This is a genomic window from Dehalococcoidia bacterium, assembly GCA_025054935.1.
Classification (GTDB): domain Bacteria; phylum Chloroflexota; class Dehalococcoidia; order SpSt-223; family SpSt-223; genus JANWZD01.
Window position 1 is genome coordinate 273,062 of record JANWZD010000003.1, and the last position, 14,780, is coordinate 287,841.

Below are 14,780 nucleotides of genomic sequence, written 5' to 3' on the forward strand. Positions count from 1 at the left end.
TGCGCTTAGCGCTTCGGGTTGGCAGTGCTGGCGGGATGAGGAGAGGGCGGCGGCGAGCTAGAATTTGAACAAGGAGGCAGAGAGATGAGCCTGCAGTTCCGGCGCGGGTCGCCGGACCGGCCGCGCGGGCACGCGATCGTCTACTTCGAGGTGACGGAGCAGCCCGGCAGCATTGTGGCGACCTATGTCGTCCTCTCGCCGATCGTCTTCGATATCGTCAAATACCTCCCGCCGATGTTTGCGGGCGGCGTCGACCTGAGCCAGTTGGGCGGTTCCTTCGTTGCGCTGCCGCCCATCCCGGAGCGGGTCGAAAGCATCGCCCTTCTCGAGCGGCTGGCCGAGCTGCGCGACGACGATCTGGTCGACGGCGGCCGTGTTGGGAGCACCCTCGACCGCCAGATGCAAGCAACGGCCGAAGCTGTGCACGCCTATCAGCGCCTCTACGATGCCGGCACAAAGCCGCTTGCTGCCGAGCCGCCCGCGGCGCCGCTCGACGTCGATGACGTTGTCTACGAGCTGATGACCGACCAAGTGCGCGTCAGCGAGCTTGCAAAGCTGACGGGGAAGCTGCGCTACGCCGTCGAAACCGGAGACCGGCACCTCCTCGAAGAGACGATCGGGGAGGTCCGGCGAATCGGACGCTACCTTCCTCCCAGCTACCGCGTTGAGGCGTTTCTGCGCGCTGCTACCTCATCTCGTCCCGAGGCCGGCAAGCTGACCCAGCTGTACCTTGAGCGCTGCTACAAGCTTGCTGCCGAGGAGTATGGTGATGTCGCCCGCCTCGACCGCGAAATTCGCGAATTCGAGGCGGAGCACGCGACCTGAGCGCTCTTATGCCGCCCGCCGGAGCAGACGCTCCAAGAGCAGAAACCTAGCGCGGGGAGGCCGCTCACCGGCAGCAGCAGCAGGCTGTCCTGCCTGTGGCTCCCGATTGCAATGTCTGCTTGCTTGCTAGTACAATCCCGGCGATGCCGCTTCGCTTCTCGCGGCGTGCGTTTCTTGCCCTGTCCGGCGCAGCGGGGGTCGGCGCGCCCCTGCTTGCCGCCACGCCGCAGGGTGTCTCTGCCGAGCCGCCGCCTGCCCGCGTCCACCTCTGGGAGAGCGACCCATCGCCGGCAGCCGCAGAGTCGGAGGTGCTGGTCGCCCCCGCGCCGTTCAACGCGGTGGGGATTTGCTGGCAGGGGCCAGACGACGCGCTTGAGGTGCGCGCCGGCGCCCAAGGAGGGTGGTCGCCTTGGCTGCCGGTGCATCAGCATCCGGGCGGTCATCCCCTCGCGGCGAGCGATTGGCGCGTCGGAGAGCTTGTCGCCTTCCGCTCCTCGACCCACCTCCAGTATCGGACGCGCGTGCCGGGTGTTCAGCGCGTCCGCTGCCATCTCATTGATACATCCACGGGGCCGAGCGCGTCCGGGCGGTCTGCCCTCCGCGGCGGGTTTATCACCCGCGCCGGCTGGGGCTGCGACGAGCGCTTGCGCTTTCGCAACGGCGTGGAGATCTGGCCGGTCGAATACGCTCCGGTTGAGAAGGTGATCATCCATCACACGGTGACCCAGACGGAGGAGGCGGATCCGGCGGCAACGGTTCGTTCAATTTATGTCTACCATGCAACGCTCGTTCCCACGCGCAGCGGCTCGTTCGGCTGGGGCGACATCGGCTACAACTTGCTTATCGACTGGAAAGGCAATGTCTACGAGGGCCGGTTCGGCGGTCGCGGAGCAGTCGGCGCTCATACCCTCGGCTACAACACCGGGTCGGTGGGCATCGCCTTCCTCGGAACCTACACCACTGCCTACTTCAACGCAGACTCCGAAGCTGCCTTCGCCTCGACGGTTGCCTCCAACTTCCCCTGGATCGACCCCTTCGGCAGCAGCTTTTTCGCCGACAAAGAACTCCCGAACATCTGCGGCCACCGCGACTGCGTGCCGACGGAGTGCCCCGGCGCGTACGGATATCGGCAGCTTCCGAACCTGCGCGACGCCGTCGCGCGCGCTCGCGGGACGCCGCGTCCACAAGCGCAGCTGACCTACGCCCGGTTCACGAGCGAGGCCGGCGCGGAGGATATCGTTCGCTTTGAGATCGAGGTGTGGAATAACTCGAGGAGCCGTCTCGAGACCCAAGGGCCCGACCCCGGCTTTGTCTACGATGAAACCGATCATTCGATTACGGTGGGGCACCCCGGCCAGTTCAACCGCTGGCGAGTGGGGGTCGATTTCGCCGACAACATCACCGGCCGCCTCTACCCATTCCGCTGGGGTCTCGGCGGACCGCTCGATCCCGGCGAACGGCGGAGAGTGACCGGTCAGGTCGAGCTTATTGTCCCGAAGCGATCGATTTGGTGGGCGAGCCTAATCCAAGAAGGGGTAGCATTCCGCACCGAACTGTTCGGCGTCAGTCGGCCGGTGCTGACGCAGCCGTCGCGCGTGTTTGTCCCTCTCGCCCACCGCACGGTCGCGCCCGGGGGCAGCGACCTGCTGCAAGCCCGTCCCTAGATTCGGCCGCTGACCTTCTGGCCTCCAGCGTGGCTGAGCAAGGCGTTGTCGTAGTGGGTCAGGCGCTCTTGCCGCTCGCGGTGGCGTTCGAAGGCGAGCGCGATCAGGCGGTCGCAGAGGGCGGTAAAGGAGATCCCTAGCGGCTCCCAGAGATAGAAGGCGAGGGAGCCCGGCATGGTGTTGATTTCGTTCACCCACACCCGTCCGTCAGCGAGGCGGACCATCGTGTCAACCCGAGCGATCCCCGCGCAGTCGATCGCTTTGAACGCCGCAACTGCCAGCCGCTGGACCTCGCGGGTGAGCGCGTCGCCGATCGGCGCCGGGATCTGCCGGCGCGCCCCGCTCATCCCCTTCGCCTTTCCGCCCGCCAGATATTTGTCTTCAAACGAAAGAAGGTCTTGCCAGCGTGCCGGCTGCTCGCAGACGGAGGGCTCGGGCGTGTCGTTGCCGAGGACGGCGCAGTTCACTTCAACGATGTCCGTCAGCCCTTGTTCGACGAGGATCCGCCGGTCATAGCGGAGAGCGACTTCGATCGCGTACTCCAAGCCGTTGCGATCGTCGGCGCGGCTGATGCCCACGCTTGAGCCGAGGTTGGCAGGCTTGACGTACATCGGGTAGGGCAGCGCCGCCTCAAGGCGGTCGAGCACGCCCTCTTTCTCGCGCAGCCATTCGCTGCGGGTGAACCAGCGCGACTCGACGACCGGGATGCCGGCGTCGCGGAAGACGGCCTTCATCACGATCTTGTCCATCCCAAGCGCGGCGCCGGTCACGCCCGCGCCGACATAGGGAAGGTTTGCGAGTTCGAACAGCCCTTGGAGGGTGCCGTCCTCGCCGTTCGTCCCGTGGACGCAGGGGAAGGCGACGTCAAGCGGTGGAAGCGCGGCGCGGCCGAGACCGAGAAATCCTTTCCCCCCAGCGGCGGCTAAGGCCCGCCGCTGCGGGTCCGGCAGCAGGGTCGCTTCAACAACCCCGGGAAGCGTCGGCGCGCGCCGCTTAAAGTCGGCGAGCGGCGCCGTCGCCAACGCCTCGCCGACGAGCCAGCGCCCTTCCTCGGTGATGTAGATGGGCACCACGTCATATTTCGCGCGGTCGAGGGCGGCCATGACCTGCCGTGCGGTCACGATCGAGACATCATGCTCAACCGACCGGCTGCCGAAGAGCACGCCCACGCGCAGCTTTGCCATTGGTCCTCCTCGAGGCGCGAGGATTTTAGCTCAGCTACTCGTTGTACTGGTCGGGGAGGTCGTTGCAGAACAAGACAATGTCTGCCGGCGCTGCGCGGAGGCGGAGGAGGTCGGTCGCCTCGGCGAGCGACCGAACGACGAACAGCCGCTCCTCCGGAAACCCCGCGGCGCGCAGCCCTGCCTGGATCGGCGCAGTGCGTCGCGGTCCCACCAGAATGACGAGGTCGCAGACGGCTGCAGCAGCTTCGCCGAAGCGCCGGTTCTCCTCCTCCTCGACGGGGCCCAGTTCGACCATCCCCGGCGTAACGAGGATCTTCTTGCCTCCTGGCATCTCGGCGAGCACCTCAAGCGCCGCGCGCACGCCCACCGGGTTCGCGTTGTAGGCATCGTCGATGATCGTGGGGCCGCCCGGCGTCGGGATCAGCTGAAGACGATGCTCCGGCGCCGTAATGCCGGCAGCGGCGCGGACGATCGCCTCGGGCGCCACTCCCAGCTCGCGGGCGACGGCGATGCCGGCGAGGAGGTTGAGGGCGTTGTGCCGGCCGAGCAGCCCGCAGCGAACATGGAACCGCTCGTCGCCGCGCACTACCTCGATCTCAATGCCGCGCGGGCTGGTCTGGATCTGCGCGGCAGTCACGTCGGGCCGTCCCTCCGGCTGCAGACCGTAGCGAACGACGCGGACATGGCGCGTCGCATCAGCGAGGCGGCGGACGCGCTCATCGTCGACGTTGAAAAAGGCGATCCCGTCCGGCGGAAGCGCCTCGATCAGTTCATATTTTGTCTGCTCGATCGCTTCAATCGTTCCGAACCGCTCGAGGTGCTCCGGCCCGATCGCGGTGAGCACGCCCGCGCTCGGGGCGACGAGGTCGCACAGCGCCTTGATATCGCCTCGCCCGTAGGCGCCCATCTCGGCAACGAAGAAGCGGTGGTGCGGCGCAAGCCACCGATTGATGGTCAGGCACAGCCCCATCAGCGTGTTGTAAGAGCCGGGAGGTTTCAATGTTTCTGCTTTCGCGCTCAGCAGCGCCGCGATGATCTCTTTCGTTGAGGTCTTGCCGTAGCTGCCGGTGACCCCGATCACGTAGGGGCCGACAGCGCGCAGCTTGCGGCGCGCCTGCCAGAGGTAGAACCGGCGGACTGCCGCTTCGACCGGCTGAGCAAGAAGGTTCGCGAGTGCCAAGACCGGCCCATCCAGAACAGTGAGCAGCCCCATCGCTCCGAGCGCGACTGCCGCCCGTAAGGGCGCGGCGCTTGCAGTGAGACCAGCCGCCGCCACCCCCGCAACGACGACAGCCGTGAGACCGAAAAGCCGCTTGGCGCGCGCAGTCCAGACGAGCGGCTTCTTCGCGGGGACACGGGACCGACGGAAGAAGCGGACGCCGAACAGGACCGCCCAGCCAACGCCGGCGAAGATGCCGAACAGCTCCGGAAGGCCGAATGCCGGCAGTGCTGCCAGCGCCAGCAGCGCGAGCATGCCGAGCCACGTCGGCGCGCCGATCGATCGGGCGGCTTCGGCCCGCCACCACCGGAGGAAGCGCCGGCTCTGATATTCCTCGAGCTGGAAGATGTGCAGGTTGCGGACAGCGCGGGCGACCCAGAACAGCGCCCATGCGGGGACGGCGAGCAGCACCCCAAGGTCGGCGGCGATCACGCTGCCAAAAACGCTCGGACGTCGGCCACGAATTGCTCGGGCGCGTCGAGATAGGAGAAGTGTCCCGCGTAGGGGTAGACGATGAGCCGCGCGTTCGGAATTTCTCGGGCCATCGTCTTGCCGTCGGCGAGCGGAGTAGCGTCGTCCTTCTCCCCCCAAATGATGAGCGTCGGCGCCTGGATCCGCGGCAGAAGCGGCCGGAGGTCTTGATTGACGACGCGGACAAAGGTCGGTCGGAGCGGGCCTGCCTGCGCGTAGTCGCTTGCGCCGAGGAGCTGATAGAAGCGCCGCTCCAGCTGAGGGCGCAGCCGGGCGAGCGGCGGCGCGGCGAGCGCGCGGCGGCCGAGACGCGCCGCGCGCACTTTCAGGCGGTAGCCGAGCGTGCGTCGCGGCACAAGACCGGCGCTATCGACGAGCACGAGCTTGGCGACCCGTTCGGGATAGGCCGCGGCAAGCATGATCGCGATGCGCCCGCCGAAGGAATGACCAAGCACTGACGCCCGCTCCAAGCCGAGGGTGTCTAGCCAGCCGACGACATGGTCGGCGTACTCCTCGACGCCCCAGGCAGCCGGCGGGAGGGCGCTCCGGCCGAAGCCGGGCAAGTCGAGCGCGAGGGTGCGGAAGTGCGGCGCGAGCGCGTGCTGGATGGGAAAGAACGATCGGCTGTCGCCGCCCCAGCCGTGCAGGAACACCAACGGCGCGCCGGTGCCCGCTTCACGGTAGCCGAGTCGAACGCCGGCGACACGAGCAAACATCGACCAACCTATAGCAAAGCCCGACCGTTCTCCTCAAGGGGAGTTGCGCTGCAGCTCGCTCGGGAACGACCGCGCCTCGCCGGGCAAGGGAGAGGCGCAGGAGACGGGGCGTCCTCGCTCGGCGCTGGGAACGAAATGGGAGAATGCGCCGTCCTCGTCCTCCTGCCCGCTCGCCAGCCCGTCGGCCGCGCTGCGTGGCGGCGCTCCCGACGCGAAAGCGCCGCGCCCTCCGCTCTGCGGAGCGAAGCGGGGCAGGCCGCTGCTACCCATGGAGTGTCAGGAATGCGAGCCAGAGCGCGAGCACGCCGGTAAACAGCATCATTCCTATGCCGGCGTAGGTGAGAAAATCGCGGCCTTCAAACGAAAGCAGGATCACCGAGCTGATAATGCCGGCGACGACAACGAGCGCAAGCACAATCCGGTTCGCGAGGCGGACAAAGCCAGACTCTGTGTCGGGGAGCGCGGGCACAGTATTGATCCGCAGTTCGCCTTTTTCGATGAGACTGAGCATGCCGTCGACCCGCTTCGGGATCAGCCGAGCGAGGCTGAGATACTCGACGGCCGCCATCTGGATCTGCTCCCAGGTCTGCCCCAGCCCGAACCGCTCTGCCATCAAGCGGCGCCCGAACGGCTCGGCGACAGAGACGATCGAGATGTCGGGGTCGAGCGTCAGCGCGACGCCTTCCATTGTCGACATCGCGCGCCCGAGCAGCGCGAGGTCGGCGGGCAGCTGCAGGTGGTAGCGGTAGGCGACTTGAAGCGTGTCCTGAATGACGTCGCTGATAGGGATCTGCCGGAGCGGCACGTTGTAATACCGCCGGAGGAGACGGGCGAGGTCGGCCCGAAAGCGGCGGAAGTCGATCCGCTCATGAATGACCCCGATGTCGAGCAGCTCGCGCGTGATCTCCGAAACGTCCCGCCGCACCAGCGCGAGCACAAGTTGGACAAGCTCCTCCTTCAGGCTTTCATCGAGATAGCCGACCATGCCGAAGTCGAGAAAGGCGATCTTGCCGTCAGGGGTGACGAGGACATTGCCGGGGTGGGGATCGGCATGGAAGAAACCGTGGATCAGCACCTGCTCGAGGATGATCTCCGCGAAGCGGCGGGCAAGCCGCCGGCGGTCGATTCCGGCAGCGGCGAGGGCGGCGGTGTCGGTGATCTTGAAGCCGCCGATCCAGCGCATCGTCAGGATGCGCCGGGTGGTGTACTCCCAAAAGACCGAGGGGAATATCACGCCCGGCTGCCCGGCGAAGGTGCGGGCGAACAGTTCGATATTCCGCCCTTCGGACGTGAAGTCCAGCTCTTCCCGGATGGTGCGCGCGAACTCCTCCGCGGTCTCGGTGAGGTTATAGGCGCGGGCCCATTCGGTGCGCCGTTCGAGAATCTGAGCAATCCGGAGGGTGATGTCGATGTCGGTCTCGATCTGGCGGACGATCCCCGGCCGCTGCACCTTCACGGCGACCTCAACGCCGTTGCGCAGTCGAGCGCGGTGCACTTGCGCAAGCGAGGCGGCGGCGACGGGGGTCTCGTCAAACTCCAGGAAAATGGCGTCCATCTCGCGCCCAAACTCTTCCCGCACGATCTGGACGACATCTGCGAACGGAAAGGGTGGGACGGTGTCCTGCAGCTTGATCAACTCCCGCAGCAGGTCGGGCGGGACAAAATCCGGCCGGGTCGAGAGGACCTGCCCGAGCTTAATCGCGGTCGGGCCGATCTCTTCGATCACCAGCCGCAGTCGTTCTGGGGCGGAGTAGGGCGGCTGCTTGCGGCGCCCGAAGAGCCGGATCGGCCACGGCTGCAGCCCGGAATAGTCGAGAATGAAGCCAAAGCCATGGCGCGCGAGAATGTTCGCGATCTCGCGAAACCGTTTCGCGCTTCGTGCCGCTGTCCACGGTCGCAGAAAGTAGGAGGTCATCAGGCTCAATCATCTCCCGCAGGCGCCGTGTCCGTTCGACTATAGAGCATTGCCCCGCGCGAGGAGCAGACTGGCGAGTGGTCCTCCCGGCGAAGTGGCAGCCCGCTCCCCCGAAAAGCGGGAGCGCAGGCGCGGTTTGGTCGGCGGGGGGGGCGCCACGCTTACAATTCTGCCATGACGGTCGCTCTCTCCCGTCGGGCGCGCTGGCGGCGGCGCGGCCTCTTGCTCTTGGGCATGCTTCCCTGGCCGGTGCGTCGTCCGACGCCGCTCCGGCGTCTTGCGCTCTTCCGGCCCGACCATCTGGGGGATCTCATCCTCGCTGCGCCGGCGATCGAGCGGCTGCGCCTTGCGTTGCCCGCCGCGGAGGTTCATCTCTGGGTCGGCCCGTGGGCGGAGCCGCTCGCCAAGGGGATCGCCGGCGTCACAGTCCGAACGCTGCCGTTCCCCGGCTTCGAACGTGCCCCGAAGCGCTCCGCGCTCGCGCCGTACCGCCTGCTGGTTGCGGAAGCGGCGCGTCTCCGCGCAGAGCGCTACGATGCGGTCGTTCTCCTTCGCTTCGACCACTGGTGGGGGGCGCTGCTCAGCCGGCTGGCGGGCATCCCGCTTCGTCTCGGCTATGCTCAACCGGATGCTGCGCCCTTCCTCACTCACCGCGTTCGCTACCGGCCTGGTCGGCATGAGACGCTGCAAAACAGCCGCCTCATCGACCATCTGATCCGTCTCGCGGGCGGAACCCCCCCCGCACAGCCTCCCGGCCGCCCGCGGATAGTCTTCCCGGACGAGGCGCCGCCGGACGGATTGCCGGCGCGCTTTGTCGTCCTCCATCCGGGAGCAGGTTCCCCGGTCAAGCGCTGGCGTCCTGACGGCTACGCTGCGGTGGCGCGCTGGCTTGCGGACCGGGGGTTCGCCCTCCTCGTTTCCGGCAGCGAAAGGGAGCGGATACTCGTCGAAGAAACGGTCGCGGCCATGCCGGTGCCGGCGCGGGCGCTCATCGGGCTGCCGCTTCCCGCGCTTGCCGCGACGCTCCGGCGGGCGACGCTCGCTCTCGGGCCAGATTCGGGGATCATGCACCTTGCCTCTGCCGTGGGGACGCCGACGGTGCGCCTCTACGGTCCGGTTGACCATCGCGCCTTCGGTCCGTGGGCCGACCCAGCGAGCGTGGTGGTCGCCTCCTCCTTTCTCTGCGCTCCCTGCAATCGGCTCGACTGGCAAGAGCGCGACCTGCCGGCGCATCCGTGTGTCTTCGACCTCCCGGTCTCTCGCGTGATCGCCGCGGTCGAGCAGGCGCTGCTCGTGGCGGTTCCATGATCCGCCCGCGCCGCTGGCTGCGCCGTCAAGCGATCCGGACCGCCCTCGCCGTCCTAGGCGTGCCGTTCGGCATCCTCGCGCTTCTGCAGCGCCTGATCGATCGTCCCCCCGGCCCCATTCGCCGGCTGCTGGTCATCCGCTTGGACCTGCTGGGGGACGTCGTGCTGTCGCTGCCGGCAGTGCGCGCCTTGCGCGCGGCATACCCGGAGGCCGAAATTGCGATGCTGGTTCGGCCGGCCGCTGCCGACATCGCTCGCCGCTGTCCGGCTGTCGACCGCGTTCTCACTTTCGACCCCGACCGGCTGCGCCCCTCGGGCGCGCCCTTCTCACCATCCTCTTGGACGGCACTCTTCGCCGCGCTTCGGCTCGTCCGCCAGTCGCGGTTCGACCTTGTCGTCGGGCTGTTCGGGGTGTGGGCAAGTCTCTTTGCTGTCGCTTCGGGAGCGCCGCTGCGCGTCGGCTACCGGCGAGAAGGCGTTCCATTCGCCTATACGCTTGCCGTGCCTGGTCGCCGCTACCGCCCGGTTCGCCATGAGCAGGCGTATTGCCTTCGGCTTGCGAGCGTCGCGGGCGGCATGCTCCTCCCCGGACGCGATATCGTCGCCGCGCCCGAGGACCGCGCCGCCGCGGACCGGCTTTTGCGCGCTGCAGGGTGGGATGGCCGGCCGCTTGTGGTGATCAATGCGGGCGCAGCGGCAGGCGATGCGAAGCGCTGGACCGCCAGCGGCTGGCGCGAGTTGATCCAGTGGCTGCAGGGGCGCGGCGCAGCGGTGGCGCTTGTCGGCGCTTCCGCTGACCGCCCGCTCGCGGAGCAGATCGGGGCGGGGCTTTCGCCGATGCCGATGCTGCTCGCGGGCCGAACAACGGTGGCCGAGCTGATCGGCGTGCTCGATCGAGCGGCGCTCGTCGTCAGCGGCGACTCTGGTCCGCTGCATCTCGCCGCTGCGCTCGGCGTGCCGGTCGTTGCGATCCACGGCCCGAGCGACCCCCGCATCAGCGGACCGCGATCGGAGCGCGCCGCGGTGGTCCGGCTGAACCTTCCCTGCAGTCCGTGCTACGATGCTACCTATCCAGCCGAGTGTCCGCTCGGCCATCATCGGTGTATGCGCGACCTCACGAGCATCCGCGTTGTCGGTGCGGTGGAGCCATTCTTGCCACTCCGTTCAGTGCGATGACGCTAACGCCTGAAACGCCGCTCCGCTGCGCTGAGCATCCGGCGGTGGAGACCTATCTGCGCTGTGGACGCTGCGAGACCCCGATCTGTCCGCGCTGCCTAATCTACACGCCAGTCGGGACGCGCTGCCGCGCCTGTGCCCGACTTCGGAAGCTGCCGACGTATGATGTGCGCGCCGGAACCTATCTGGTAGCGAGCCTGACCGGCCTTGCGCTGGCCGGCGGGTTCGGTCTCCTGTGGGCGCTCCTTGTCCTGCTTGGGCTAGGCGCGGGGTTCTTCTCGCTCTGGATTGTGCTCTTCCTTGGCTACGGCATCGGCGAGCTGATCGCCCGCGCGGTCAATCGCAAGCGCGGGCCGGGGCTGATGGCGATCGCGGGGGGCAGTGTCGCCCTCGCGTTCCTCCTCAGTCGGCTGGTTCCGCTCTTCCTGATCGCAGGACCTGCGCTCGTGACGGGCTCGCCGGCAGCGATGCGGCTGCTCTCCCAAGCGCTGCTCGACCCGATTGCTTGGCTGATCGTCGCCATCGGCGCCGTGCTCGCCGCATCTCGTCTCCGATGAGCAGCAGTCTCGCCGCCCTTGTTCCCCGTCTCGCAGGCCGCCGCATCCTGGTGATCGGCGATGTCTGTCTTGATGAATATCTCATCGGCCGGCCCGAGCGGTTATCGCGCGAGGCGCCCGTGCCCGTTCTCGACTTCACGCGCCGCCTCGCCATCCCAGGAGCAGCTGCTAACCCTGCGCGCAACGTTGTCGCCTTAGGCAGCGCTGCCGCCCTTGTCGGCGTGATCGGCGACGATGCTGCCGGGCAGGAGCTGCGCGCGCTCCTGCGCGAGGCAGGGATTGACGTTGCCGGCCTCGTCGTTGACCCCGCGCGGCCGACGACGCTCAAGACCCGTGTCCTGGCGGATGTCGACCTCCGCTTTCCGCAGCAGGTCGTGCGCTTGGACCGGAGCGTCCGTTCCCCGCTGGGCGGTCCAATCCGGCAGCTGGTTACCGAGGCGATCGAGCGCGCTGCTCGCGCCGCCGACGTGATCCTCGTTTCAGACTACCGCGCCGGCGTGCTGGACGACAGGATGATCGAGACCATCCGCCGCGTCGCGGCTCAAACTTGCCGTCCCACGGTGGTCGACTCGCAGGGCGACCTTTGGCGGTTTCGCGAGTTTACGCTCGTCCGCTCGAACACGCCAGATGCTGAAGCGACCCTCCGGCGCCCGCTTCGCGACGAAGCCGATTTGCGCGCCGCAACCGCCGAACTGCGCGAGGGCCTTGGGGCGGAAAGCGTGGTCATTACTCGCGGCGCGGCGGGCATCGTCTTTCGGGATGCGCGCGGCTTTGCCGCCTTGCCGGCCTCGAACCGGAGCGAGGTGTACGATGCGGTAGGGGCGGGCGACACGGTGATCGCCGTCCTCGCCCTCGGCGTGGCGGCGGGACTGCCGCTGCGCGACAGCGTCCAGCTGGCGACTGCCGCTGCCGGGATCGTCGTTCGCCGGTTCGGCAACGCCGTCGTCTCGCCGGAGGAGCTTGCCGACGCGGTCGCGCACGCGCCTTATTCGGCGACGTGAAGACCGATCGCGGCAAGGCCGGCGAGGGCGCAGGCGCGATCTTGCGCCCCGCTGCCGCCGCTCACTCCGATTGCGCCTTCGAGCCGGCCATTGAGCACGATGGGGATCCCGGCATCGCCGGCAAGCGGCGGCTGCCCGCCGGCGACGGTGATGGCATTGAACCAGCGGTCTTGCACGAACGGTTTCAGCCGCGCTCCTTCGATCCCGAACGCCGCTGCGGTCTCCGCCATCGCTTGGGCGATGGTCGCGGTCGCCCAGCCGGCGCCGTCCATCCGGCCGAAGGCGATGAGATGCCCGCCGGCGTCGACGACGGCGATCGCCATCGGCACGCCGATAGCGCGGGCCTTGGCAGCGGCTGCGGCCACAATGTGCTGTGCTTGCTCGAAGGTCAGTCCACGCTCCATCGGTTCCTCACACAAAAACTCCTGCTGCAACGAGTCGTTCCCACTCCTCGTCGGAAAGGGCGAGCAGGGTTCGGATCACCTCTTCCGTGTGCTGGCCGAGCAGAGGTGCCGGCCTCAACTCCGCCGGCGTGCGCGCAAGACGAAAGGCCGGGGGGTCGTATGGCGTTTCTCCCGCCGCGGGATGATCCAGCAGCGTGCCGAAGCCCCAGGCGCGAAGCTGGGGGTCGTCCGCGGCGCTGACGACATCGCGAACCGGGGCAGCGGGAACGCCGGCTTCTTGGAGGGCCGCTGCGGCGGCGTCGGCATCGTGGGAACGACACCACTGCGCAAGCCAGTCGTCGATCGCGAGCCGCGCCTCCCGCCGCACCGCGAGCGGAGCGCGCGCTGGAACAGGCGGGCTGCCGATGAAGGCGGCAAGGCGCGTCCAGTCGTCCTCTTCAAGGCAGGCGATGGCAATCCAGCAGTCTTCGTCCCGGCAGCGATAGACCCCGTGAGGAACGGCAAGGTCGACCCCTCCTCCAAGCAAACGGTTGCCTGCGCGCTCCACGGCTCCGGCGCATTGGACGGCGATGAGCGGTTCGCGAAACAACGTCAGCGTCGCTTCGAGCTGTGAGGCATCAAGAGCGTAGCCTCTGCCTGCGCGCCGCTGTTGGAGGAGCGCCGCGAGGAGGGTCGGCAGGACAGCGAAGGGAGCGATCCAGTCCGTGAACGGCACGCCGGTCGCGACTGGGTCGCGATCGGGCCAGCCGGTCACAGCCGGGTAGCCGGCAGCAGCCTGCAGCACGGTGCCGAAACCGAGCGCATCGCGGTGAGGACCGGTTGCGCCGAGCATGGAAAGACTGAGGACAATCAGGTCAGGGTGGTCTCGGCGCAAGGCGGCGTGATCGAGCCCCCAGCGCGGCATCACGCGGGGAGTAAAGCTGTCGACCACGATATCGCACCGGGCGGCAAGCTGACGCGCAATGGCGCGCCCTTCCGCGGTCGCGAGGTTGAGGGCGATGCTGCGCTTGCTGGCGTTGAGGGGGAAGAAATAGCCGCTGGTCTCGAGGTTCGGCTCGCCGCGAACGTAGGGCGGCGACAGGCGGAGCACGTCTGGCCGCAGCGCCGACTCGACGCGGATCACCTCCGCGCCGTGCGCTGCCAGCTGGAAGGTCAGCAGCGGCCCCGCGCCGACCCACGAGAAATCGAGCACGCGCACGCCCGCCAGCGCGCCCGTGCTCGCGGAGGAGTCCGCTCTCTGCGGCGCAGCAGCGGCGCCCGCCGAGACAATCGTCACCGGCGTGCCGGGAACGAGACATGTCTGACCGCTCGGCGTTGCGGCAGCGGCGAAGAAGCGGCGCGCTTGGAGATGCGGGTCGGCGAGCAAGTCGGCCGGCGTGTTGACGGGGAAGAGGATAATGCGCCGGCGTTGGCCTTCTTCGTACAGCTCGCGCCGTGTCTTGCGCAAGAGAAACGGCGCGATCAGGTCGTCCACTTGGTCGATGGTCGCCTGATCAACTCCTCCCGGGACGACGCTGGCGCGATGCGCCGCTTCCGTCAGAAGCGGGTCCCGCAGGCGCGGGTCATCCATCCCTTCTTCGGTGGCCCAGGCTACGAACGCCGGCCACTCCCGGCCGAGCACGCCTTGCACCGCAACGTAGCCGTCGGCACAGGGAAAGATCAGCCGGCGGCGGGCCGCGCCGAACGGGCGATAGCATCCGGCGCGGCTGGTCCGCTGGCCCTCCAGACGCCACATCGGCCGAGTGGGATGGGTGGCCCAAGCCGCGGCTGCCTGCTGCGAAACATCGACGCGCTGACCGCGTCCGGAGCGGTCGCGCTCGATGAGCGCGATCAGGGCGGCAGTTGCGGCCTGGGCGCCGGCGACGCTTTCGATCGGATGGCCGCCAATCATCACGGGAGGACGGTCTGGGTCGCCGACAAGGGCGAGCAGCCCACTCGCGGCTTGCACAATCAGCTCGCTGCCGCGCCAGTGCGCGCAGGGACCGCTCGGCCCGAACGGCGAGATCCGCACCACGATCACCGGGTCTGGCGCGGGAGGCGGCTCATTGGTGACGATCAGGATATCGAGAGCGGAGAGGTCGAGGTCGGCAAGTGCCCCGCGCACGATCTCCATCCCGCGGGTCAGCTCCCACCAGACGGCACCGACCCCGCCGGTGAGGGGCGGCTGAGCGCGCAGCGGATGGCCTGCCGGCGGTTCGACGACAACGCAAGCCGCTCCGAGGTCGGCGAGCAGCCGCGCCGCCACGAGTGCCGGCCGATCACCCGCCGCAGCGACGCGCAGCCCGGCGAGCAGAGGAGGAAGGGGATCGCCGTCCATCGTCTCATCAGTCTACGCAAAACG

Annotated in this window: 12 protein-coding genes; 6 read left to right on the forward strand and 6 right to left on the reverse strand. The window is 68.2% G+C overall.

Annotated elements, in window-relative coordinates; translation table 11 throughout:
- Positions 1–84 precede the first annotated feature (84 nt).
- Entirely contained in the window at positions 85–825 is a 741-nt protein-coding gene (locus tag NZ773_06040) for a hypothetical protein (GenBank protein ID MCS6801485.1), read from the forward strand.
- Between the two features lie 143 nt (positions 826–968).
- Entirely contained in the window at positions 969–2,489 is a 1,521-nt protein-coding gene (locus NZ773_06045) for an N-acetylmuramoyl-L-alanine amidase (GenBank protein ID MCS6801486.1), read from the forward strand.
- On the opposite strand, the gene NZ773_06050 is transcribed toward NZ773_06045, so the two are convergent.
- The 4 genes from NZ773_06050 to NZ773_06065 form a co-directional block, all read right to left on the reverse strand.
- Positions 2,486–3,673 (reverse strand): D-alanine--D-alanine ligase, encoded by a 1,188-nt coding sequence (locus NZ773_06050; protein ID MCS6801487.1) that lies wholly within the window; start codon positions 3,671–3,673, stop codon positions 2,486–2,488. The genes NZ773_06045 and NZ773_06050 overlap by 4 nt on opposite strands.
- A gap of 34 nt (positions 3,674–3,707) precedes the next feature.
- Positions 3,708–5,324, reverse strand: a complete 1,617-nt coding sequence (locus tag NZ773_06055; protein ID MCS6801488.1) for a UDP-N-acetylmuramoyl-tripeptide--D-alanyl-D-alanine ligase — start codon at positions 5,322–5,324, stop codon at positions 3,708–3,710.
- Entirely contained in the window at positions 5,321–6,079 is a 759-nt protein-coding gene (locus NZ773_06060) for an alpha/beta fold hydrolase (protein MCS6801489.1), read from the reverse strand. Before NZ773_06060 ends, NZ773_06055 begins: the two co-directional genes overlap by 4 nt.
- Positions 6,080–6,341: 262 nt before the next feature.
- Positions 6,342–7,994: an AarF/UbiB family protein gene (locus NZ773_06065; GenBank protein MCS6801490.1), complete on the reverse strand. Its 1,653-nt coding sequence runs from the start codon at positions 7,992–7,994 to the stop codon at positions 6,342–6,344.
- A gap of 174 nt (positions 7,995–8,168) precedes the next feature.
- Here NZ773_06065 and NZ773_06070 point away from each other — a divergent pair, with 174 nt between their 5' ends.
- The 4 genes from NZ773_06070 to NZ773_06085 are packed head-to-tail and all read left to right on the forward strand — an operon-like array spanning position 8,169 to position 12,035.
- The gene (locus NZ773_06070) at positions 8,169–9,302 is read left to right on the forward strand and encodes a glycosyltransferase family 9 protein (GenBank protein ID MCS6801491.1); all 1,134 of its coding nucleotides are present in this window, start codon (positions 8,169–8,171) and stop codon (positions 9,300–9,302) included.
- On the forward strand, positions 9,299–10,477 hold the full coding sequence (locus NZ773_06075; protein MCS6801492.1) for a glycosyltransferase family 9 protein: 1,179 nt from the start codon (positions 9,299–9,301) through the stop codon (positions 10,475–10,477). Before NZ773_06070 ends, NZ773_06075 begins: the two co-directional genes overlap by 4 nt.
- A complete protein-coding gene (locus tag NZ773_06080) occupies positions 10,474–11,034 on the forward strand; it encodes a hypothetical protein (GenBank protein MCS6801493.1) in 561 nt (186 codons plus the stop codon). The genes NZ773_06075 and NZ773_06080 overlap by 4 nt, the downstream gene beginning before the upstream one ends.
- Positions 11,031–12,035: a bifunctional ADP-heptose synthase gene (locus tag NZ773_06085; GenBank protein MCS6801494.1), complete on the forward strand. Its 1,005-nt coding sequence runs from the start codon at positions 11,031–11,033 to the stop codon at positions 12,033–12,035. Before NZ773_06080 ends, NZ773_06085 begins: the two co-directional genes overlap by 4 nt.
- Here NZ773_06085 and NZ773_06090 read toward each other — a convergent pair.
- A complete protein-coding gene (locus NZ773_06090) occupies positions 12,020–12,439 on the reverse strand; it encodes a heme-binding protein (GenBank protein ID MCS6801495.1) in 420 nt (139 codons plus the stop codon). The two genes, NZ773_06085 and NZ773_06090, sit on opposite strands and share 16 nt — an antisense overlap.
- Before the next feature lie 7 nt (positions 12,440–12,446).
- Positions 12,447–14,756 (reverse strand): CoA transferase, encoded by a 2,310-nt coding sequence (locus tag NZ773_06095; GenBank protein ID MCS6801496.1) that lies wholly within the window; start codon positions 14,754–14,756, stop codon positions 12,447–12,449.
- Positions 14,757–14,780: the final 24 nt, after the last annotated feature.